Origin of the sequence: Bordetella genomosp. 9 (assembly GCF_002119725.1) — a bacterium.
Lineage (GTDB): Bacteria > Pseudomonadota > Gammaproteobacteria > Burkholderiales > Burkholderiaceae_B > Bordetella_C.
The window spans coordinates 4,092,671-4,114,560 of sequence record NZ_CP021109.1 but is presented as its reverse complement, the minus strand read 5'-3'; the positions used below and the strand labels follow the sequence as shown (position 1 = coordinate 4,114,560).

The 21,890-nt window shown below is 66.8% G+C and carries 19 protein-coding genes and 1 riboswitch; of the genes, 13 read left to right on the top strand and 6 right to left on the bottom strand.

What is annotated here, in order from left to right; translation table 11 throughout:
• Positions 1 to 61 precede the first annotated feature (61 nt).
• Positions 62 to 661, top strand: a complete 600-nt coding sequence (locus CAL13_RS18880; RefSeq protein ID WP_232467703.1) for a hypothetical protein — start codon at positions 62 to 64, stop codon at positions 659 to 661.
• A gap of 31 nt (positions 662 to 692) precedes the next feature.
• On the opposite strand, the gene CAL13_RS18875 is transcribed toward CAL13_RS18880, so the two are convergent.
• A complete protein-coding gene (locus tag CAL13_RS18875) occupies positions 693 to 914 on the bottom strand; it encodes a LuxR C-terminal-related transcriptional regulator (RefSeq protein WP_086059603.1) in 222 nt (73 codons plus the stop codon).
• Positions 915 to 1,093: 179 nt separating this feature from the next.
• A riboswitch (SAM riboswitch) is annotated at positions 1,094 to 1,172 on the top strand.
• Here CAL13_RS18875 and metX point away from each other — a divergent pair.
• The 6 genes from metX (at position 1,162) to CAL13_RS18845 (ending at position 8,611) form a co-directional block, all read left to right on the top strand.
• Positions 1,162 to 2,514 carry a homoserine O-succinyltransferase MetX gene (gene metX, locus CAL13_RS18870; protein WP_232467702.1) on the top strand — a complete coding sequence of 451 codons (1,353 nt, stop codon included), beginning with the start codon at positions 1,162 to 1,164 and terminating at the stop codon, positions 2,512 to 2,514. Its footprint overlaps the riboswitch before it by 11 nt.
• Positions 2,511 to 3,125, top strand: coding sequence for a methionine biosynthesis protein MetW (gene metW, locus CAL13_RS18865; protein WP_086058742.1), 615 nt, complete (start codon positions 2,511 to 2,513; stop codon positions 3,123 to 3,125). The genes metX and metW overlap by 4 nt, the downstream gene beginning before the upstream one ends.
• Positions 3,126 to 3,206: 81 nt before the next feature.
• Positions 3,207 to 4,400: a muropeptide transporter gene (locus CAL13_RS18860; RefSeq protein ID WP_086073216.1), complete on the top strand. Its 1,194-nt coding sequence runs from the start codon at positions 3,207 to 3,209 to the stop codon at positions 4,398 to 4,400.
• Between the two features lie 51 nt (positions 4,401 to 4,451).
• On the top strand, positions 4,452 to 5,330 hold the full coding sequence (locus tag CAL13_RS18855) for a universal stress protein (RefSeq protein WP_086073215.1): 879 nt from the start codon (positions 4,452 to 4,454) through the stop codon (positions 5,328 to 5,330).
• A 71-nt stretch (positions 5,331 to 5,401) separates the two neighbouring features.
• The gene (locus CAL13_RS18850) at positions 5,402 to 6,247 is read left to right on the top strand and encodes a universal stress protein (protein ID WP_086073214.1); all 846 of its coding nucleotides are present in this window, start codon (positions 5,402 to 5,404) and stop codon (positions 6,245 to 6,247) included.
• Between the two features lie 264 nt (positions 6,248 to 6,511).
• Entirely contained in the window at positions 6,512 to 8,611 is a 2,100-nt protein-coding gene (locus CAL13_RS18845) for a putative bifunctional diguanylate cyclase/phosphodiesterase (RefSeq protein WP_086073213.1), read from the top strand.
• On the opposite strand, the gene CAL13_RS18840 is transcribed toward CAL13_RS18845, so the two are convergent.
• Positions 8,593 to 9,375: an exodeoxyribonuclease III gene (locus tag CAL13_RS18840; RefSeq protein ID WP_086058737.1), complete on the bottom strand. Its 783-nt coding sequence runs from the start codon at positions 9,373 to 9,375 to the stop codon at positions 8,593 to 8,595. The genes CAL13_RS18845 and CAL13_RS18840 overlap by 19 nt on opposite strands.
• Positions 9,376 to 9,590: 215 nt before the next feature.
• Here CAL13_RS18840 and pyrE point away from each other — a divergent pair, with 215 nt between their 5' ends.
• Positions 9,591 to 10,265: an orotate phosphoribosyltransferase gene (gene pyrE, locus CAL13_RS18835; RefSeq protein WP_086073212.1), complete on the top strand. Its 675-nt coding sequence runs from the start codon at positions 9,591 to 9,593 to the stop codon at positions 10,263 to 10,265.
• Between the two features lie 1,138 nt (positions 10,266 to 11,403).
• Here pyrE and gatB read toward each other — a convergent pair.
• The 3 genes from gatB to gatC are packed head-to-tail and all read right to left on the bottom strand — an operon-like array spanning position 11,404 to position 14,709.
• Positions 11,404 to 12,858 carry an Asp-tRNA(Asn)/Glu-tRNA(Gln) amidotransferase subunit GatB gene (gene gatB, locus CAL13_RS18830; RefSeq protein ID WP_086073211.1) on the bottom strand — a complete coding sequence of 485 codons (1,455 nt, stop codon included), beginning with the start codon at positions 12,856 to 12,858 and terminating at the stop codon, positions 11,404 to 11,406.
• 1 nt (position 12,859) lies between these two features.
• Positions 12,860 to 14,398 carry an Asp-tRNA(Asn)/Glu-tRNA(Gln) amidotransferase subunit GatA gene (gatA, locus tag CAL13_RS18825; RefSeq protein ID WP_086073210.1) on the bottom strand — a complete coding sequence of 513 codons (1,539 nt, stop codon included), beginning with the start codon at positions 14,396 to 14,398 and terminating at the stop codon, positions 12,860 to 12,862.
• Positions 14,399 to 14,400: 2 nt separating this feature from the next.
• The gene (gene gatC / locus CAL13_RS18820) at positions 14,401 to 14,709 is read right to left on the bottom strand and encodes an Asp-tRNA(Asn)/Glu-tRNA(Gln) amidotransferase subunit GatC (protein WP_086058733.1); all 309 of its coding nucleotides are present in this window, start codon (positions 14,707 to 14,709) and stop codon (positions 14,401 to 14,403) included.
• Between the two features lie 217 nt (positions 14,710 to 14,926).
• Between gatC and CAL13_RS18815 the strand changes: the two genes are divergently transcribed.
• The 5 genes from CAL13_RS18815 (at position 14,927) to rodA (ending at position 20,692) form a co-directional block, all read left to right on the top strand.
• Positions 14,927 to 15,970: a rod shape-determining protein gene (locus tag CAL13_RS18815; protein ID WP_057653883.1), complete on the top strand. Its 1,044-nt coding sequence runs from the start codon at positions 14,927 to 14,929 to the stop codon at positions 15,968 to 15,970.
• An 81-nt stretch (positions 15,971 to 16,051) separates the two neighbouring features.
• Complete coding sequence (mreC, locus tag CAL13_RS18810; protein ID WP_086058732.1) at positions 16,052 to 16,951, top strand: rod shape-determining protein MreC; 900 nt, start codon at positions 16,052 to 16,054, stop codon at positions 16,949 to 16,951.
• Positions 16,952 to 17,024: 73 nt separating this feature from the next.
• Positions 17,025 to 17,489: a rod shape-determining protein MreD gene (gene mreD / locus CAL13_RS18805; protein ID WP_420042463.1), complete on the top strand. Its 465-nt coding sequence runs from the start codon at positions 17,025 to 17,027 to the stop codon at positions 17,487 to 17,489.
• A 15-nt stretch (positions 17,490 to 17,504) separates the two neighbouring features.
• Positions 17,505 to 19,559 (top strand): penicillin-binding protein 2, encoded by a 2,055-nt coding sequence (gene mrdA, locus CAL13_RS18800; protein ID WP_232467701.1) that lies wholly within the window; start codon positions 17,505 to 17,507, stop codon positions 19,557 to 19,559.
• Positions 19,556 to 20,692: a rod shape-determining protein RodA gene (gene rodA / locus CAL13_RS18795; RefSeq protein WP_086058729.1), complete on the top strand. Its 1,137-nt coding sequence runs from the start codon at positions 19,556 to 19,558 to the stop codon at positions 20,690 to 20,692. The genes mrdA and rodA overlap by 4 nt, the downstream gene beginning before the upstream one ends.
• Here the strand turns inward: rodA and mutY are convergent.
• Complete coding sequence (mutY, locus tag CAL13_RS18790; RefSeq protein ID WP_198297866.1) at positions 20,654 to 21,736, bottom strand: A/G-specific adenine glycosylase; 1,083 nt, start codon at positions 21,734 to 21,736, stop codon at positions 20,654 to 20,656. The genes rodA and mutY overlap by 39 nt on opposite strands.
• Between the last annotated feature and the right edge of the window lie 154 nt (positions 21,737 to 21,890).

The following is a 21,890-nucleotide window of genomic DNA, read 5'->3' as shown; positions in this document are numbered from 1 at the left end:
CACCGTTATACCGCCGTTGCGACAGGAGGGTTGACAGCCGATGTGCCACAGGCGTGAAGCCATGCAAGCAGGCGCCGCAAGCGGTCCGCCAGGGCCCACCCTGAACGGCGCCGCCGCGGCCGGGCCCGCGCCATGCCGCCGTCCTGCCGGCCGCCGGCGTTGGACGGCATGGGCGTGCGCGCTCCTGCTGGCCGCATGCACGCCCACCTACAACTGGCGAGAGGTCGCGATTGCCGATGGCGCCGCCACTGCAACGTTTCCCGCGCGGGTGCAGACCGATACCCGCGAAATCGCGCTGGAAAACCAGTCCTTGCGGTTTTCGCTGACATCGGCGCGCGCCGGGGACGCGGTGTTTGCGGTGGGATATGCGCCGCTGCCGCCTGCGCTGGCGGCCGATGCCGCGGGCCAGCGCAGGCTGGCCGCGGCGCTGATACGGTCGCTGCACCAGAACCTGGGCGTGCAGCCGCCAGAGCCCCTGCCGGGCGATGGTCAGGACATCGAAATCCATGGGAAGGCGGGCGGGCATTCCGTGTGGGCCCTGGGCCGGGTCTGGGTCAGGCAAGGCCTGCTCGTGGAGGTCGTCGCCACCGGCTCGGAGCAGGGGCTGCCGGCCGAGCCCGCGCGGGAATTCGTCCATTCCCTGCGTTTCAACGCGCCCTAGAGGCGGGTGTCCGGTCCCCGGCCGCGTCCGTTCAGGATCCGGCGCCGCAGGCCACGAGCAGGCCGCGGGCCAGTGCGGTCGCGACAGCCGCGCGCCGGTTGCGCGCGCGCAGCTTCCGGCAGGCGTTCTGCAGATGAAAGTTCACCGTCCGCTCGGTGACGCCCAGAATCATGGCCGTTTCACGGCTTGTCTTGCCGGCGGCGGCCCATTGCAGGCAAGCGGCCTCGCGTTCTGACAACTTCTTTTCTGGCATGGGATGGATCGCGGCCTCGGCGGCGGCGCAATAGCGGAACAAATGCAGAAGCGGTCATGGTGCGGGGGCGCGCCGGGGTGGTGAAGCGCCGATGCGGTCAGGGATTGCGGCCGCGATCCGGTACGCTGGCCGGCTGGTCCCGCGGGCCATGCCGGCCGCGGGTGCTAGAATCTGCCGTTCATTCGTTTGGCGCCGATTTGCCTGATCCGCTTGCGGGCGCCTGATAAATCCAGCTAAAGAGGTCTGCATGACTGCAACCATCGAGCAATCCGCGCGCGCGGCTGTCGACGCGCAATCCAACGCCCAGTCCGGCGCGTCCTCCGTTTTCCCCCCGTCCGCCTCGCCATCGGCTTCGCCTTCGCAAGACCGTGCGGCCGCGCCATCCCCTGGCGGAGACGCCCGCCATGCGGCAAATGCCCCCGCCGGCCGCTCCGTAGGCGTGGTGGCGCCGGTTTTTCTGAAGTTCACCGACCCTTTGCCGCTGGCAAGCGGACAATCGCTGGCCACCTACGAGCTGGCGGTCGAAACCTACGGCACGCTCAACGCCGAGCGCAGCAACGCGGTGCTGGTCTGCCATGCCTTGAATGCATCGCATCACGTCGCCGGCGTGGCGGCCGACGACCCTCAGGACATCGGCTGGTGGGACAACATGGTCGGACCCGGCAAGCCCGTGGACACGGACCGGTTCTTCGTCATCGGCATCAACAACCTGGGATCCTGCTTCGGCTCCACGGGGCCGGCGAGCATCAACCCGGATACCGGCAAACCATGGGGCGCGGCCTTTCCCGTGCTGACGGTGGAGGACTGGGTGCATGCCCAGGCGAGGGTGGCCGATCATTTCGGCATCCAGCGGTTCGCCGCCGTCATGGGCGGTTCGCTGGGCGGCATGCAGGCGCTCAGCTGGGCCACGGTCTGCCCGGATCGGGTGGCGCATTGCGTGGTAATCGCCAGTACGCCCAGGCTGTCTGCGCAGAACATCGCCTTCAATGAGGTGGCGCGGCGCGCCATCATCACCGATCCCGATTTCCACGGCGGGGATTACTACGCACATGGAACGGTGCCGCGCCGCGGCCTTTCGGTCGCGCGCATGATCGGCCACATCACCTATCTGTCCCAGGACGATATGGCCGAGAAATTCGGCCGCAATCAGCGCGCGCCGGGCGCCAACGGCGAATACCGCTACGGGTACGACGTGGAATTCGAAGTGGAGTCCTATCTGCGCTATCAGGGCGAGAAGTTCTCGCGGTATTTCGATGCCAACACCTATCTGCTGATCACGCGGGCGCTCGATTATTTCGACCCGGCGCGCACCCATGGCGGCGATCTTGCCCGGGCCCTGGCGGCCGCACGCGCCGGATTCCTGCTGGTTTCCTTCACGACGGACTGGCGCTTTCCGCCGGAACGCTCGCGCGAGATGGTGCGCGCGCTCCTGAAAAACGGGCGCCCCGTGACCTATGCGGAGATCGACGCGCCGCACGGCCACGATGCCTTTCTGCTGGACGATGCGCGCTACCACGCCGTGGTGCGCGCCTACTACGACCGCATCGCGCACGAGTTGGGGCTGCCGCCGCGCGCCATCGAGCACAAGGGGGCCGAATGAACGCCGCGCAGTCCGCCCATGGCCGTACCGTGCTGCGTACGGATCTGGCGCGTATCGCCAGCTGGATCGAACCCGGTTCCCGGGTGCTGGACCTGGGCTGCGGCGATGGGGAACTGCTGGCGTGGCTGCGGGACGAACGCCAGATCCGCGGCGCGGGCGTAGAAATCGACGACCATTACGTGATCGCCTGTGTGCGGCGCGGCGTGGACGTCATTCAACAGAATCTGGAAGACGGCCTTGCGCTGTTCGACGACGGGCAGTTCGACACCGTGGTGCTGTCCCAGACGCTGCAGTCGATGCATCGCACCGAGCACATTCTGCGTGAAATGACGCGCGTCGCCCGATATGGCGTCGTGTCGTTTCCCAACTTCGGGTACTGGCCTCATGGCTGGTCCATTCTGCGTGGCCGCATGCCGGTGACCGGGCAAATGCCGTACGAGTGGTACAACACGCCGAACATACATTTGTGCACGCTGCGCGACTTCGAAGCGCTGGCCGCCAAGCTGGGGCTGCGAATTCTGCAGCGGGCGACCTTCAACGACGATCGCGAGGTGCGATGGCTGCCAGGCTGGCGCAGCACCCTCGCGGTCTACCGCTTCAGCGGAGGCTGACGCCGTTCCGGCCGCCTCGCCAACGGGAGATAAAGCATTTCATACGCGGCCCATCTTTATTCGAGCCGGCGCGTCGCGCCCATGCTGGCCCTGGGTTTTTCCAGCGGGTTGCCGCTGGCGCTGACCAGCGGCACTTTGCAGGCGTGGGCCACGGTTGCCGGCGTGTCGCTGCAGGATATCGGTTTCCTGACTCTGGTCGGCACGGCATACACCTTGAAGTTCCTGTGGGCGCCGCTGGTCGATCGCTACGCCGTCCCCTTGCTTGGACGCCGCCGCGGCTGGATGCTCGCCACCCAGCTCGCCCTGGCAGCGTCGATCGCCGTGATGGGGACGCTTTCTCCCGCCAACGCGCTTCTGCCGTTGGCCCTGCTCGCGGTGGCGGTGGCTTTTCTATCCGCCACCCAGGACATCGCCTTCGACGCCTACAGCACCGACGTCCTGCATAAAGAGGAGCGCGGCGCCGGCGCTGCCGTGAAGGTTCTGGGCTACCGGATCGCCATGCTGGTCTCCGGCGGCCTGGCGCTGATCCTGGCGGACACCTGGCTGGGCTGGGGCAATACCTATGTCCTGATGGGCGGCCTGATGGGTATCGGCGTCCTGGCCACCTATTGGGCGCCCGAGCCGGAGCGGCCGGCGCCGCCGCCGCGATCGCTCCTGGACGCCGTGGTGGACCCGCTGCGCGAGTTCTTCGGCCGGCCGGGCGCGTGGACTGTGCTCATCCTGATCGTGCTTTACAAACTGGGCGACGCCTTTGCAGGGGCGCTGTCCACGACCTTCCTGCTGCGCGGCGCCGGGTTTTCGCCGACCGAAGTCGGTACGGTCAACAAGATACTCGGGCTGGCGGCCACCATCGTGGGCGCGCTGGCGGGCGGCTCCATCATGGCGCGCCTGGGCCTGTACCGGGCCTTGATGCTGTTCGGCGTCCTGCAGGCCGTTTCCAATCTTGGCTATTGGGCGGTGGCGATCAAACCGGGCGCCGTGCCGCTGATGGCCGTGGCGGTGGGATTGGAAAACCTGTGCGGCGGGTTGGGCACGGCGGCTTTCGTGGCGCTGCTGATGGCCCTTTGCCGCCAGGCGTTTTCGGCGACGCAGTTCGCCCTGCTGTCGGCGTTGTCGGCGGTCGGCCGCACCTATCTGGCCGGGCCGTTGACGCCCGTGCTGGTCGAACATCTGGGTTGGCCGCATTTCTTCCTGGCGACGGTATTGATCGGTGTGCCGGGGCTGGCGCTGCTTTACTGGCGACGCTGCGAGATCCAGGCGCTGGACCAGGCATAAACGCGGCGCCCGGGGCGATAATGGGGCGGACGGCACACAGGAGACCCGCCCATGTCGACGCCGAATCCGCATCCGCCCGCCGCGCCGATTCTTCTGGCCACCGATCTCAGCGCCCAGGGCGACCGGGCGCTGGACCGCGCGGTGGTCCTGGCCCGCTCCCTGCGCGTCCCGCTCGTCGCACTGCACGTTCTCGAGCCGAATGCCTCAGGCGCCGCCGGCGGCGCGCCGTCCTGGCATCGGCTTAGCGAGGACCATCGCGATTGGGCGCGCTACCGGCTGGCGCTCGACCTGCAGCACGCGGGCGTGCAAAGCGATATCCGCGTGGAAAGCGGTGACGCCGCGGAACAGATCTTGCAGACGGCCCAGGCTTCGTCCTGCAGGATGGTCGTGATGGGCGTCGGCAGAAGCGAATCGCTCGGCAAGCTGCTGTTGGGATCCACCGTCCGCAAGGTGGTCCGGCAACTGGCCTTGCCCGTACTGGTGGTGAAAAACCGGCCGCACGGGCCGTATCCGAGCGGTATCGTGGCAACCGATTTTTCGGCTGATTCGGCACAGGCGTTGCGCGCGGCCGCGTCGCTGTTGCCTGACACCGCGTTGACGCTGTTTCATGCCTGCGAGACGGTGCTCGGTATGCCGGGCGACGCGGCGCAGGCCCCCGAAGCGCTGCAGCGGGAGCTCGATGATGCGATGCGGCGTTTCCTGGGCGATGTGAACGATCTGCCGGCGGGCGTGCCGGCGCGGCGGGTCGTCCAGTACGGCGAGCCCGAAACGCTGCTGTCCGAATATGTGTTTCGGGCGCGGTGCGATCTGGTGGTTGCAGGCGCGAGAGGGATGAAGGGCATCATGGGCGCGATGGTGGGCAGCGTCGCCGAGCGCCTGCTGCAGGCCTTGCCCAGCGACGTCATGCTGGTGCGGGCTGGCAGGCCCTAGCGGTTTCGGCGCGCCGCCCGGCGCGCGCATAAAAGGATGGGACACGAGCCGGAGTCAACCGGGAGACAGCGATGCACACCTTTTCGGGACCCATTCTGCTTGCCACGGACTTGAGCGCGCGCGGAGACCGCGCGCTGGATCGGGCGGTACTGCTGGCGCGTCAATTGAAAACCTCCATCATCGCCCTTCACGTGGTCGAGTCCCAGGCCAGGGCGATGTTGACGCCCCCGCGTCCCGTTGCCGAGCGCGAAGCCCAGGCGCAGCGCACCCTGCTGCGAGACCTGGAAGGACTGGACGTACAAATCAGGGTGCTGGTGAAAAACGGCGATCCCGTCAGGGCCCTGCGCCAGGCCGCCGACGAAAACGGCTGCTGCCTGATCGTAGCCGGCGTGGCGCGCGATGAAACGCTGGGCCGTATCCTGCTGGGCACCACGGTGGAAAAACTTGTGCGCGAGGCCCACCAGCCGGTTCTCGTCGTCAAGCGCCGCGCACCCCGGCCTTATCGCAACGCGCTGGTCGCCAGCGATTTTTCGGAAGGCTCGCGCCATGCCCTGCGCGCGGTGCTTGCCTTGCTCCCGGTATCCGGCCTGACGCTGTTTCATGCCTTCGATCTGCCGGGGAACCGCAAGGACGACATCACGGCCAAAGGATTCCAGCGCACCGCCGAAGAGGCGGCGGCCGAGTTCCTGGAAGCCACCCCCGAACTGCATGGACGCGACAAGCCCCGCGTCCAGGTAGCCGCCGGCATTCCCGAGCGCGTATTGACGGATTACGCGGATCAAACCAATGCCGAACTGCTGGTGACAGGGTCGCACGGGTCGACCGGCCTGACCCGCACGGCAATCGGCAGCGTTGCCGATGCCCTTATCGAAAAGGCGCCCTGCGACGTCCTCGTCGTGCGTCAGCAGGTCCGGTAAAGCCCGTTTTTCCCCTGCTTTCAAGCGCGTGCGCCGGCCCGCCGCCGGCGCACGCGCTCGTATTCCGCCCGCTTTCCTACCGTTCTCCGACGCCCAAGGGGAACGCATGCCGAGCGCATGTCTTCGACGCATGGCAAAGTAGCGACAAAGTGTTACTGTTGCGCAAGTTTCGGGTTCGCGGCGCCGATATGCCGTTGAAGGCGGCCTCCAGCCGCATAGCGCTGCCGCCAGCGGCGCCGACAGCCGCGCTTTTTGGATGAAGACATGTACGTGGGCAGTTACAACACCGCGCTGGTGATATGTTCCCTGGCCGTGGCGGTCCTGGCCTCCTACACCGCCCTGGACCTGGCCGGCCGCGTTGCGACGGCGCAAGGGACGGCGGCGCGATGGTGGCTGGCCGGCGGAGCGCTTGCCATCGGGGTCGGTATCTGGTCGATGCACTTTGTCGGCATGCTGGCCTTCAGCCTGCCCATTCCGCTCGGATACGACTTCGGCCTGACGGCGGCATCGTTGCTCATCGCCATCGTGTCGTCCGCTTTCGCCCTGTGGCTGGTCTGCCAGGAAACCTTGCCGTGGCGGCGGCTGGCCGCGGGGGCTGCCCTGATGGGCGCCGGCGTGGCGGGCATGCACTACACCGGGATGGCGGCGATGCGCATGACGCCGCAGATCACATACGTGCCGTCGTTGTTTCTTCTGTCGGTCGCCATTGCCGTGGCGGCCTCCGGCGCAGCGCTGTGGATCGCCTTCGCGCTGCGGCGCGACGGGCCCAACACCCGGCTCTTGCGGCTGGGCGCGGCGGTGGTAATGGGCGGCGCTATCGTCGGCATGCACTACACGGGCATGGGCGCGGCGCAGTTTGCGCTGGGCAGCGTGTGCGGGGCGGCCAGGGAAGGGCTGGACCCCGGCTGGCTCGCCGTCGTCATTATCGTCGTCACGCTGGCAGTCATCGCCATCGCACTGATCACGTCAGTGCTGGACGTCCGGATGGAAGCCCGAACCTCCGTTCTGGCGACGTCGCTGGCCGAGGCAAACGAAGAACTCACCTACCTGGCGTTGCACGACAATCTGACGAAGCTGCCGAATCGCCTTCTGCTGGAGGACCGCCTGCAGCAGGCGATCCACACGGCGACCCGGGAACGCTCGTATTTCGCGGTGATGTTCATGGACCTGGACGGTTTCAAGGCGGTGAACGACGCTTATGGCCATCACATCGGCGACCGCCTGCTCGTCGAAGTCGCGGCGCGGATACGCGCCAATGTCCGGGCCCAGGATACGGTGGCGCGCCTGGGCGGAGACGAGTTCGTGCTGGTGACTCAGGTGGAAGATCCCGCCGATGCGGCGACCATCGCTTCCAAGCTGGTCAGGATTGCCGAGGAAGCGATCGAGATGGAAGGCCATCCGCTGCATGTCTCGGCCAGCGTGGGCATCGCCATCTATCCGGGCAACGGACGCGACCAGCACGAGCTGCTGGCCAACGCCGATGCCGCGATGTACTACGCCAAGTCCTCGGGTCGAAGTACGTACTGCTACTTCGAAGCATCGATGAACCAGGACGTCCAGACGCAGCTGGAATTGCTGCGCGACCTGCGGCAGGCCATGGCCCGCAATGAACTTTCTTTGCGCTACCAGCCCAAGTTCCGGGCGCCGGCGGGGCCCATCACGGGCGCCGAGGCGCTTTTGCGATGGAACCATCCGACGCGGGGGATGGTGGAGCCGTCCGTATTCATTCCGCTGGCCGAGAAGACCGGACTGATCGTGGCCATGGGCGAATGGGTGTTGAACGAAGCCTGCCGGCAGATGAAGACGTGGTGCGACGCCGGTTACCGCGATTGGTCGGTTGCCGTGAACCTGTCTTCGCAGCAGTTCAATCACCCGGGGCTGGTGCAGACGGTGCGCGGCACGCTGCAACGGCATGGCCTGGACGCCAGCAATCTGACACTGGAAATCACGGAGTCCACCGCCATGCGGGATGTGGAGGCCACGCTGGCGACGCTGCGGCAATTGCACGAGATGGGCGTAAAGATCTCCATCGACGACTTCGGTACGGGCTATTCCAGCCTGCTGTACCTGAAGCGGCTGCCCGCCACGGAATTGAAGATCGATCGCGGCTTCGTGCGCGACCTGGAGCAGGATTCCGAGGATGCCGCAATCGTTTCCGCCATCGTGGCCCTGGGGCAGACGCTGAATCTGCAGATCGTGGCCGAAGGGGTGGAGACGCACGAGCAGCAGGAATTCCTGACCCGCGTGGGCTGCGATTCCCTGCAGGGCTTCCTGCTTGGGCGCCCCATGACGCCGGACGACTTCATTCGGGCCATATCGCAGGCGCCCCCGGCCAAGGCGCCGGACTACAGCGTCGTCTCGTAGTCGATCGTCAGGGGCGCGTGGTCGCTGAAGCGTTCGTCCTTGTAGATGGACGCGCGCCGGGCGGTGGCCGCGAGTTCAGGCGTGGCAATCTGGTAGTCGATGCGCCAGCCCACGTTCTTGGCCCAGGCCTGGCCCCGGTTGCTCCACCAGGTGTAGCCTTCCCCGGTGGCATCGGGATGCAGGCGGCGGTAGACGTCGGTCCATCCCAGGTCGTTGAAGACCTTGGTGAGCCAGGCGCGCTCTTCCGGCAGGAAGCCGCTGTTTTTCATATTGCCTTTCCAGTTCTTCAGGTCGATCTCGTTGTGGGCGATGTTCCAGTCGCCGCACAGCACGACCTGCCGGCCGCATTTCACCAGGGTCGCCAGGTGCGTGTAGAAATGCTCCATGAAAGCGAATTTGGCGGTCTGCCGGTGCTCGCCGCTGGAGCCGGAGGGCAGGTAGACCGAGATGATGGAATGGCGGTCGTAGACCAGTTCCAGATAGCGGCCTTCGCAATCGATCTCGGGCACGCCCAGGCCTTCGATGACCTGCAGCGGCTGCGTGCGCGCGTAGACGCCGACGCCGCTGTAGCCCTTTTTCTCCGCGTAATGGAAGTAGCCGTACAGCCCGGGCGGGTTGAGCATTTCCAGCGTCATGTCGGCGGCCTGGGCCTTGAGTTCCTGCAGGCAGACGAAGTCGGCGTTCTGGCGTTCCAGCCAGGGAAAGAAGCCTTTGTTGGCTGCGGAGCGGATGCCGTTCAAATTGGCGGAGATGATGCGGAGCATGGGCGATGGGTAGAGGGCCGGCGTTGCCGTGACCCAGGTAGTGATCGGACGGCCGCTAGCGTACTAGAAATGACGCTTCTGCATGAGAACGCTATCGCCCAAGCCGGGACGTTGAGGCCCGGGCATGCAGCGGAATCGCCTTGCCAGGCGGCGGGATGCCGGTGCAGGCATAATTCCGGTTTGCCTGCGTCCATCGTTTTTCTTCGTACCCTCCTATGACCGCCTCTGCCGCTCCTTCCATCGATTTTGTCCGCTTCGCCCTGGAGCAGGGCGTGCTCCGCTTCGGCAGCTTCAAAGTGAAGTCGGGCCGTGTCAGTCCATACTTCTTCAATGCCGGGCTGTTCAACGACGGCGCGTCGATGGGTCGCCTGGCCAGCTTCTACGCAGGCGCGCTGCTGGATTCCGGCGTGTCGTTCGATATGCTGTTCGGCCCGGCGTACAAAGGGATTCCCCTGGCCACGGCGGTGGCGATGGCGCTGGCTTCGGATCCCCGCCGCGCCGGCCGGCCGGTGCCCTTTGCCTACAACCGCAAGGAAGCGAAGGACCACGGCGAAGGCGGCACGCTGGTCGGCGCGCCGCTGAAAGGCAAGGTGGTGATCGTCGATGACGTGATCACGGCGGGCACGTCGGTCCGCGAGTCGGTGGACATCATCCGGGCCGCGGGCGCGGAGCCGGCCGCGGTGCTGATCGCGATGGACCGCATGGAAAGGGCGGGGCCCGATGATGCGCTGTCCGCGCACTCCGCGGTTCAGGATGTGAGCCGTACTTACGGGATTCCCGTCGTCAGCATCGCTTCGCTGACCGATATTCTGACCTTGCTCGAGGATGCGCCGGAATTTGGCGACCACCGGGGGGCTGTGTTGGCTTATCGGCAGAAATACGGGGTTTGAGGGGTATTGGGGGGGCGGTTGGTCGGCGGGGGGCTGTTTTCCTGGCCCGTCCGGCGGGGTTGGCGTTCGCCTCGGCCGGCCCGATCGCCCCGGTCCGGCGCCCAGCGCGCCGGACACCGCTGCGCTGACCTCGTCCGGCGGCCGCTGTCTTGCCGTTTTCTGCTTGATACCCGTGCGGCTCGCCTCCCTACGGTGCCCGCTTGCTCGGGCTCAACGTGCCGGCCGAGGCGAACGCCAACCCCGCCGGACTCCGGGATGTCTCAATCACGGGCGTCTGGGGCGGGCGGTGTGCTTGGCCTTCGTAGGCGCCGACAATGGGAATTGGAAGATAGTGCGGGGCCCGCGCATTGGGCCCGCCCTGCGCGGGCCCAATGCGCCTACGCGCCGTGGCTTGCGGCGGGTGCCGGCCCAGGAGCCGCAAGACCAAGTCGACCCAGACGCCCGCGTTCAAGACATCCCGGAGCCCAACGAATCGACATCCGCCCCGCTGATCCGCCCCGCCGCGCCACGGGGCGCGGCGAGCGCCCCATTACCGCGCCGGCCGAGCCCGGCGTGCACGCAACACAGCACCCGTCCCCGCAGCACAGCACCCGCCCCCGCAGCACAGCACCCGTCCCCGCAGCACAGCACCCGCCCCCGCAGCACAGCACCCATCCCCGCAACACAGCACCCGTCCCCGCAGCACAGCACCCATCCCCGCAACACAGCACCCGTCCCCGCAGCACAATGCGTAGGCTGATTTCGTCCGCGCAGGGCGGACGAAATCAGCGGGCCCCGCAACCTCTTCCTTCCCCCCACCGCATCGGCCACGAAGCGCAAGAACGCAACTCGCCCCCAGACGCCCGCGGTTGAGACATCCCGGAGTCCGGCGGGGTTGGCCTTCGCCCCGGCCGGCACGTTGAGCCCGAACGAGCGGGTACCGTAGGGAGGCGAGCCGCACGGGTATCAAGCAGAAACCGGCAAGACAGCGGCCGCCGGACGAGGTCAGCGAAGTGGTGTCCGGCGCGCAGGGCGCCGGACCGGGCGATCGGGCCGGCCGGGGCGAAGGCCAACCCCGCCGGACGGGCCAGGAACTCCACCGCCGAACCGCCGAATATGACGACCGCACGATGACGATCGACGACCGAACGGCAGTCTGTCAGCCGAGCTTCTGCTTCAACAGCTCATTCACCTGCTGGGGGTTCGCCTTCCCTTTGGCGGCCTTCATGATCTGCCCCACCAGCGAGTTGAACGCCTTCTGCTTCCCGGCCCGATACTCGTCGACCACCGTAGGGTTCGCGGCGAGCACTTCGTCGATCATCGCCCCGATCGCGCCCGTATCGCTGATCTGCTTCAACCCACGAGCCTCGATGATGGCGTCCGGCTGCCCGCCGTGCTCGCCTTCCCACATCGCGCCGAACACCTCGCGCGCGATCTTGTTCGAGATTGTGCCGTCCAGGATGCGCGAAATCAGCGCGGCCAGGGCCGATGCGCTGACCGGCGAGGCTGCAATGTCGGTCTCCGCCCGGTTCAGTGCGGCGCTCAGTTCGCCCATGATCCAGTTGGCCGCCTGCTTCGCCTGCCCGGCCGGCAACGCCCGCGCGACGGCTTCGAAGTAGTCCGCCATATCGCGGCTCATCGTCAGCTGGGCCGCGTCGTAGGCGGGCAGGCCGTATTCGCTTTCGAAGCGGGCCCGCTTGTCGGCCGGCAGTTCCGGCATGGTGGCGCGCACTTCTTCCACCCATTCCCGCGAAATCACCAGCGGCGGCAGATCGGGGTCCGGGAAGTAGCGGTAATCGTGCGCGTCTTCCTTGCTGCGCATGCTGCGCGTTTCGTCGCGGTCCGCGTCGTACAGACGCGTTTCCTGGACCACCGTGCCGCCGTCCTCGATCAGTTCGATCTGGCGGCGGGCTTCGAACAGAATGGCGCGCTCGAGGAAACGGAAGGAGTTGACGTTCTTGATCTCCGTGCGTGTGCCGAATTCCTTCTGCCCCACAGGGCGCACCGACACGTTCGCGTCGCAACGGAACGAACCTTCCTGCATGTTGCCGTCGCAAATGCCCAGCCACACCACCAGGCTATGCAACGCACGCGCATACGCGACCGCTTCGGCGGCGGAGCGCATCTCCGGCTCGCTGACGATTTCCAGGAGCGGTGTGCCGGCGCGGTTCAGGTCGATGCCGCTGGCCGGCGAACCGTTGGCCAGATGGAAGTCCTCGTGCAGCGACTTGCCCGCGTCCTCTTCCAGGTGGGCACGCGTCAGCCGCACCGTTTTCGCCGTCTCGCCGACGAAGAAAGAGATCGCACCGCCGCTCACCACCGGCAATTCGTACTGGCTGATCTGGTAGCCCTTGGGCAGGTCCGGGTAGAAGTAATTTTTGCGCGCGAAAACCGAGCGCGGCGCGATCTGCCCGCCCACGGCGAGGCCAAAGCGGATGGCCCGTTCCGCGGCGCCGCGGTTCATGACGGGCAGGCTGCCGGGCAGCGCCAGGTCCACCAGGTTGGCCTGTGTGTTCGGCGCCGCGCCGAAGCGCGTGCTGCTGCCCGAAAAGATCTTCGAGTCGGTGGAGAGCTGGGTATGCGTTTCCAGCCCGATGACGATTTCCCAATCCATATCAGTTATCCATCCCACCGGGTACACGCTGGTGCCAGTCCGTTACCTGCTGATAGCGGTCGGCCACGGCCAGCAGGCGGCCCTCGTCGAAGTAATTGCCGATGATCTGCAGCCCGACCGGGCGGCGGCTGTGCGCGCCGGCGCCGAAACCGCAGGGCACCGACATGGCAGGCAGGCCGGCCAGGCTCACGCCCAGGGTGTAGACGTCGGCCAGCCAGTCGGCGGTGGGATCGTCGCGGTTCTCGCCGATGTCCTTGGCCACGCCCGGTGCGACCGGGCCCATGATTACGTCGCACTCCTGCAGCGCACGCTGGAAATCCTGCGCGATCAGCCGGCGCAGGCGTTGGGCCTGCAGATAGTAGGCGTCGTAGTAACCGTGCGAAAGCACGTAGGTGCCGATCAGGATGCGGCGGCGCACTTCGTCGCCGAAGCCTTCCGCGCGCGACCGGCTGATCATTTCCGTCAGGTCGCTGTACTCGGCCGCCCGGTGGCCGTAGCGCACGCCGTCGTAGCGCGCCAGGTTGCTCGATGCCTCGGCCGGCGCGATCACGTAATACGCGGGGATGGCGAGCTCGGTGCGAGGCAGCGAAATCGCCACGCGTTGCGCGCCCAGGGCTTCGAACTGGGCAAGGGCCGCTTCCACGGCCGCGCGCACGTCGTCCGCCAGGCCGTCGCCGAAATATTCCGCCGGTACGCCGATGCGCAGGCCGGCCAGCGGCTTGCCGCCGTTTGCGTCGAACGCCTGCTGGGCCGCGTCGAAATCGCGGCGCACCCGGCCCGGCGCGTTTTCAACGCCGCTGCAACGTTCCACGCTGGTGGCGTCGCGCGGATCGAAGCCCGCCATGACGTCGAGCAGGGCCAGTGCGTCGCGGCTGCTGGCGGCCAGCGGGCCCGCCTGGTCCAGGCTCGAACCGAAGGCGACGATGCCGAAGCGCGAAACCGTGCCGTAGGTGGGCTTGATGCCGGTGACGCCGCACAGCGCGGCCGGCTGGCGCACCGAGCCGCCCGTGTCCGTGCCGGTGGCGGCGGCGACCAGGCGGGCGGCCACTGCGGCGGCCGAACCGCCGGACGAGCCGCCGGGCACGGCGGCCGGATCCCAGGGGTTGCGGACCGGGCCGAATGCCGAGTTCTCGTTGCCGGAACCCATGGCGAATTCATCGCAATTCAGCTTGCCGATGGAGACGGCGCCGGCCTGCTGCAGGCGCTCGACCACCGTGGCGTCGAATGGGCTGACGTAGCCGGCCAGCATGCGGCTGCCGGCGGTCGTGCGCCATCCTTGCGTGACGAAGGCGTCTTTGTGCGCGATAGGCACGCCGGTCAGCGGGCCGGCGGCGCCTTGGGCGATGGCTTCGTCGGCGGCGCGCGCCTGGGCCAGGGTCAGGTCGGCATCGATATGCAAAAACGCATTCAGGCTGGCGGCCGCGTCGGCGGCGTCCAGGGCGCTGCGGGCCAGCTCGACGGCGCTGACCTGGCGCCGGTCCAGCGCCTCCCGCAGGGCGGCGATATCGCCGAATTCGGTATGCAGGGCGGGTTTGGTCATGACTACTCCAACACCTTGGGGACCAGGAACAGGCCTTCGCCCGCTTCGGGCGCGTTGCGCATCAGCGCCTCGCGCGCGCTTTCCGACGCCGGTTCCGTCACGCGGTCCTCGCGCAGCCGCAGCGCCACGTCCTCGTGCGCGGACAGCGGATGCGCCATCGGCTCCACGCCCTGCGTGTCTTCCTGCTGCAGCCGCTCGATGATATGGAGCATGCCGTTGAGCTCCTGCAGCGCGTGCGCGCGTCGCTCGGGCGTGAGCTCGATTCTGGCCAGCCGGGCAATGCGGGCCACGTCTTCTTCGTTTAGCGCCATGGGAATGTAAAAAATGTGGAGGCGTGGGCGGTGCCGTTACATGGCAGGCCGCGAGCCGTTACAAAGCCTGGAATAGCCGGGATTTGCGGCCTATTTCCGCTGAAATTATAAGTTATCATTCACGGTTTAATCCGCTGCACCCGCAGGCGCGCCGTTCTGGCACAGCGTCCGGTCGCAGTGCACGTCCCAAATTCCTGATCTAGCTGAGCCTATATCCATGTTCGGATTCCTGCGTAGTTATTTTTCCAGCGATATGGCGATCGACCTCGGCACGGCCAATACGCTGATCTACGTTCGCGGCAAAGGCATCGTGCTGGATGAACCCTCCGTAGTCGCGATCCGCCACGAAGGCGGGCCGAACGGCAAGAAAATCATCCAGGCCGTCGGCCATGAAGCCAAGCAAATGCTGGGCCGCGTGCCCGGCAACATCGAAGCCATTCGCCCCATGAAGGACGGCGTCATCGCCGACTTCACCGTCACCGAGCAGATGCTCAAGCAGTTCATCCGCATGGTGCATCCGCGCAATATGCTGGCGCCCAGCCCGCGAATCATCGTCTGCGTTCCCTGCGGCTCCACGCAGGTCGAACGCCGCGCCATCCGCGAATCGGCGCTGGGCGCGGGCGCGTCGCACGTCTACCTCATCGAAGAACCGATGGCTGCGGCCATCGGCGCCGGCCTGGCGGTATCGGACGCCAGCGGCTCGATGGTCGTGGACATCGGCGGCGGCACGACGGAAGTGGCCGTCATTTCCCTTGGCGGCATGGTGTACAAGGGTTCCGTGCGCGTCGGCGGAGACAAGTTCGACGAGGCCATCGTCAACTATATCCGCCGCAATTACGGCATGCTGATCGGCGAACCCACCGCCGAACTCATCAAGAAGCAAATCGGTTCGGCTTTCCCCGGATCGGAAGTGCGCGAAATCGAAGTGAAGGGCCGCAACCTGGCCGAAGGCGTGCCGCGCAGCTTCACGGTTTCCTCCAACGAAATCCTGGAATCGTTGACCGATCCGTTGAACCAGATCGTGTCAGCCGTGAAGATCGCGCTGGAACAGACGCCGCCCGAACTGGGCGCGGACATCACCGACAAGGGCATTGCCCTGACCGGCGGCGGCGCGCTGTTGCGCGATCTCGACCGCCTGCTGCAGGAAGAAACCGGCCTGCCCGTGGTGGTGGCCGACGATCCGCTGACCTGCGTGGTGCGCGGCTGCGGCGAGGCGTTGGAGCACCTGGAAAAGCTGGGCGCCATTTTCATCAACGACTGATTTTCGCGCCCCGGCCGCGGCCGTTTCCGGGAAGCGGCCTCGGTGGGCGGCCTGGCACCGGGCTGCTGCCCGTGAGTATCCATGCCTCAACTTAACGCCACCACACCGCGGCTATTTCGACAGGGCCTGCCCGCCGAGGCGAAGCTGGCGGTTCTCGTCGTGCTGGCGCTGGCGTTGCTGGTGGGCGATTCCCAATGGCGTGTCCTCGAACCCGTCCGCCGGGCGGTGTCCGTGGGCATCTATCCCTTTCAACGCGCGGTGATGCTGCCTCGCGATATGGTGCAGCAGGTCAGCGAATGGCTCAACGCCGCCAATCTGGTCCGCACCGAAAACGAAGCCCTGCAGCGCCAGCGCATCGAACTGGCGCAGGTGGCGACGCATGCGGCGCAACTGGCCGCCGAAAACGCGCAGCTGCGCCGGCTCCTGGGCGTCACGGACACCCTGTCGCAGCAGGCGGTGGTCGTGGAAGTGCTTTACGAGCCGCCCAACGCGTTCAATCAACGGCTGGTTTTCAATAAGGGAAGCCGCCAGGGCCTGGCGCCCGGCATGCCCGTCATCGACGAAGGCGGGGTCGTGGGCCAGATCGTCCGCGTCACCCCCATGACGGCGGAAGCCGCACTGGTGACGGATGAGCAGGTTTCCATTCCGGTGCAGATCCTGCGCAACGGCCTGCGGCTGATCGCCTTCGGCGGCAATCAGCCCGGCAAGATGGAGGTGCGCTATCTGGCGGCGAATGCCGACATCAAAGAGGGCGATACTATCGTCACCAGCGGTGTCGGCGGCTTGTTCCCCGCCGGTCTGCCCGTGGCGAAAGTGCAGAAGGTCGAACGCGACACCGCATCCGGTTTCGCGCGCGCGGTGTGCGAACCGCTGGCCCATCCGGAACGCTACCGGCACTTCCTTGTCCTACAGGTCGATGTCAAGCGCGCCGAATTCAACCGCCAGGAGGCCGAGCTCAGTGAGCCCGATAAACCGGAGTGAACCGCCGCGCGTGGTGCGTCCGCGTCGAACCGTGGAGCCCGAGCGCGTCGCGCGTCCCGCGCACACCTTCGTGGTGTGGGGTTCCGTGCTGCTCGTCTGGCTGGCGTCCCTGCTGCCGTGGCGGCTGTGGGAGCAGGCCCCGGACGTCCTGATCCTGGTCATCGCCTTCTGGTGCGTGCATGAGCCGCGCCGCATGGGCATGGTGACCGCCTTCATATTCGGTCTGTTGATGGATGTGCACGACGCTGGCGTGCTGGGCGGCAATGCGCTGTTCTATACGCTGGTCGCCTACGGCGCCATCGTGCTGCATCGGCGCCTGCAGCGTTTCGACCTGTGGAGCCAGGCCATGCATATGCTGCCGATCTTTTTCGGCGCACGCGTGGTCGTGGTGCTGATCAAGGCATGGATTGCGGGGAGATGGACCGGTTGGGACTGGGCAGTGGGCGTGGCGATCACCGCCGCCATGTGGCCGCTGGCCGGTTGGGTGCTGCATCTGCCCTCGCGGGGCGCGGACGACGTCGAGTCGGCATCGGTCTGATTGCTTTCACCGGTCATGTTCGAGTTCAAAAAAACCGGCGCCCAGCAGAAACAACGCTTCAGGCTGCGAGCCTGGGTGGGCGGCATCGCCGCGCTGCTGTGCTTCGGCATCCTGGTCGGCCGCTTCTGGCTGCTGCAGGTGGACCGGTACGAAGGCCTGTCCGAACGCGCCGACCGCAACCGCATCACCGTAGTGCCCATACCGCCGCGCCGCGGCGAAATCCTGGATCGCAACGGCGCCGTCCTGGCGCGCAACTACCGCACCTATACGCTTGAGATCGTGCCGGCCCAGGTAGGCAATATCGATGACCTGTTCAAGGCGCTGACCCCGGTCGTCTACCTGAGCCCCGCGGACCAGCGCAGACTCAAGCGCCGCATCGCCGAGTCCAGCCGTTATGCGACGCTGACGCTGCGCGACAACCTGAACGATACGGAAGCCGCCTGGTTCGCCGCGCACGCCTTTCAGTTTCCCGGCGTGGAACTGCGCGCGCGCTGGGTGCGGGAGTATCCGGAAGGCAAGGCGGCAGCCCATGTCGTCGGCTATATCGGCCGCATCTCGGACGGCGACATCGAGGAACTGGAAGCCGCCGGCCAGCTCGGCAACTATCGCGGCACCGATGTCATCGGCAAGAAGGGCATCGAGAAAAGCTGGGAAACGCAACTGCATGGCCGCACCGGGCTGGAGGAAGTCGAGGTGACGGCGGGCGGCCGCCCCGTGCGCACGCTGCGGCGCATCGACCCCGTACCGGGCGCCGACATCAAGCTATCCATCGACCTCGGGCTGCAGAAGGTCGCGGAGGAAGCGTTCGGCGACCAGCGCGGCGCCCTGGTCGCGCTCGATCCCGACACGGGTGAAGTGCTGGCCTTCGTGTCGCAGCCCTCGTTCGACCCCAACCTGTTCGTCGATGGCATCGACGTCGATAACTGGCGCATGCTGAACGAGTCGCCCGACCATCCGCTGATCAACCGCCCCATTTACGGCACCTATCCCATCGGCTCAACCTACAAACCCTTCGTTGCGTTGGCCGCGCTGGAGCTTGGCAAGCGCCGCGCCACCGACCGCATTCCCGACCCGGGCTATTTCGAGTTCGGCGGGCAGAAGTTCCGCAATGCGGCCGGCGCCGTGTTCGGCCCCACCGACATGCACAAGGCGCTGGTTGTGTCTTCGGATACGTATTTCTTCTCGCTGGGCCCTGAGATCGGGGTCGATGCCCTGCACGATTTCACCAAACAGTTCGGCTTCGGCCAGATCACCGGCATCGATCTGGACGGCGAGAAGCGCGGCGTGCTGCCATCCACCGCATGGAAACGCAGCGCCTACAAGGACCGCGAAAAGCAGCGGTGGTACGCCGGCGAATCGGTGTCGGTGGCTGTGGGGCAGGGCTATAACGCCTTCACCATCCTGCAGCTTGCGCAGGCGACGGCCACGCTGTCGAACAACGGGCTGTATCGCAAGCCGCACCTGGTTCATGAAGTCGAGGATCCGCGCACCGGCATCTTCTCGCCTACGCCCAGTTCGCCGGATCACCAGATATCCCTGCATCAGGCCAATATCGATGTGGTGAAGAACGCCATGGCCGATGTGGTGCGCGTCGGTACGGCCCGCCAGGCCTTCCGCGGCGCGCCGTACCAGGCGGCAGGCAAGACCGGCACGGCGCAGGTGTACAGCCTGCGGGGCGCGCGCTATCACGCCAGCTCGATCGATGAGCGTCTGCGCGATCATGCGCTGTTCATGGGGTTCGCGCCGGTGGATCATCCGCGCATCGCCGTGGCCTTGATTGTCGAGAACGCCGGCTGGGGAGCCAGCTCCGCGGCGCCCGTCGCCCGCAAGGTGTTCGACTACTGGCTGGCGCGCCAGGCTTCGGACACGCCGCCCCGCCAGCCCGACTTGTCGGCGGCCAATACCGCGGGCACGGAACAGCGGCCCGCGTCCGGGGCGGCCGTCGCGGGCGGGACCAGGACGCCCCCGACGCGGCCGGCGCTGCCAAGGGGCAACGCGGACGCCGTGCAGCCCCGTGATCCCGCGTCGCCCGCCGGTACGCGCACCGCCGCCGCGGGAGCAACGCGATGAAGCGCGTGCTCTTGCTCCTGTCGCGGGTGGTGACGGCGTTCGACTGGCCGCTGCTGTTCATCCTCATCCTGCTGACGGCGCTGGGCCTGACCGTGATGCACTCGGCCGTCGGCAGCACGGATTGGCGTTTCGCCGACCAGTCGCGCAACTTCATCATCGCTTTCTTTGCGATGTGGGCCGTGGCCCTGCTGCCGCCCAAGATGCTGATGAAACTCGCCCCGCCGGTTTATGTGCTCGGTGTCGCGCTGCTGCTGGCGGTGGAGCTGTTCGGCGAAACGAGCAAGGGCGCCACCCGTTGGCTGAACCTGGGCGTGACGCGCATCCAGCCATCCGAGATGATGAAGATTGCGCTGCCGCTGATGCTGGCCTGGTATTTCCAGCGGCACGAAGGCCAGGTGCGGATCCGGGACTTTTTCGTGGCGGGCCTGCTGCTGATCGTGCCCTTCCTGCTGATCGTCCGCCAGCCGGACCTCGGCACCGCCCTGCTGGTTTTCGGCGCGGGCTTCTGCGTGATCTATTTCGCGGGTCTGTCGTTCAAGCTGCTCGTTCCGGTGGTGGTCGCCGGCACCATCGCGATCGGCACGCTGGTCGCCTATGAGGACCAGCTGTGCCAGCCGGACGTCGATTGGGTGGTGCTGCATGATTACCAGAAACACCGCGTCTGCACGTTGCTGAATCCCAGTTCGGATCCGCTTGGCAAGGGTTTCCATACCATCCAGTCGATGATCGCGGTGGGTTCCGGCGGCCTGTACGGCAAGGGATATATGAAAGGCACGCAGACGCACCTGGACTTCATTCCGGAGCGGACGACGGACTTCATCTTCGCCGTCTACGCCGAGGAATTCGGCCTGTACGGCGGGGTGCTGATCCTGGTGCTGTATGGCCTGCTGATCGCCCGCGGCCTGACCATCGCCACGCGCGCCAGCACGCAGTTCGGCCGGCTGTTGTGCGGCTCGCTGACCATGATGTTCTTCATCTACGTGTTCGTGAACATCGGCATGGTTACCGGCATTCTGCCGGTGGTCGGCGTGCCGCTGCCCTTCATGAGCTACGGCGGCACGGCGCTGCTGACGGTGGGCATTGCCTGCGGGATGCTAATGAGCGTCAACCGCCATCGCACCACGAAGCGCTGACAGCCCCTCGATCAGCTTGCGCACCGGCGCGGGCAGGGCGGCCTGCGCGGCGTCCGCAAGCGCCAGCCACTGCCTGGGGCGGTCGCCTTCGGCCGGGCGCTGCGTCACGATCGCGTACCACGGCTTCACGTGCAGACGAAAATGCGTAAACGTGTGGGAAAACGCGGCGAGCGCCCACACCCTGGCCGTTTCCACGCCCAGTTGCGCGCAGGCCTGCGTGCCGCTCAGCGCGGCATCGAATTCCGGCAGGCTCCACAATCCGCCCCAGATGCCGGGCGAAGGGCGGCGTTCGAGCAGTACACGTCCCTCGTGCTCCACCACCAGCATGGCCGTGCTTCGCTCCGGCGTTGCCTTGCGCGCCCGGGGCGTCGGCAGTTCCGCCTGGCGGCCGTCGCGCTGCGCCACGCAGGTTTCGCGCACCGGACAGGCGCCGCATAGCGGCTTGCCGCGCGTGCACACCGTGGCGCCCAGGTCCATCAATCCCTGCGTGTAGGCCCCCATGTCGACGCCCGGGCCGGCGCCGTCGCGCAACTGGGCTTCGGCCAGTGCCCACAGCCGGAGCTCGGTGTCGCGCCGCGCCGGGTCGCCCTCCACGCCGAAATGACGCGCGAAGACCCGCTTCACATTGCCGTCCATGATGGGCGACCGTTCGCCATAGGCGAAGGCCGCGATGGCGGCCGCCGTCGAACGGCCGATCCCGGGCAGCGTGGCGATCGATGCCGCGTCCGGCGGGAAGCGGCCGCCCCAGTCGCCCACGATCTGGCGGGCGCAGCGGTGCAGATTGCGAGCGCGCGCGTAGTACCCGAGGCCGGCCCAGTAAGGCATGACGGCTTCCTCTTCGGCAGCGGCAAGGGAATGAATATCGGGAAAGCGTTCAAGAAACCGCTGGTAATAGGAAATGACGGTGCTGACCTGGGTCTGTTGCAGCATCACTTCCGAAAGCCAGATGCGGTAGGGGTCGCGGGTGTTCTGCCAGGGCAGATCGTGCCGGCCATGGCGCGCCTGCCAGTCGGCGATGCGGGTAGCGAAGTCCATGGCCGGCATTATGGCACCGCGTCACGCCGCTTCGGTTTTGCTGCGGCGCAGGGTAAGTGCCCCTTGCTAGGCCGGCGGCCGAAGGGTAAAAACAGCATGGGAAAAACGTTACAGGCCCAACCTGCAAAGCCTGTTCAACTGTTCACCCCGGCCGGGAGCTCTC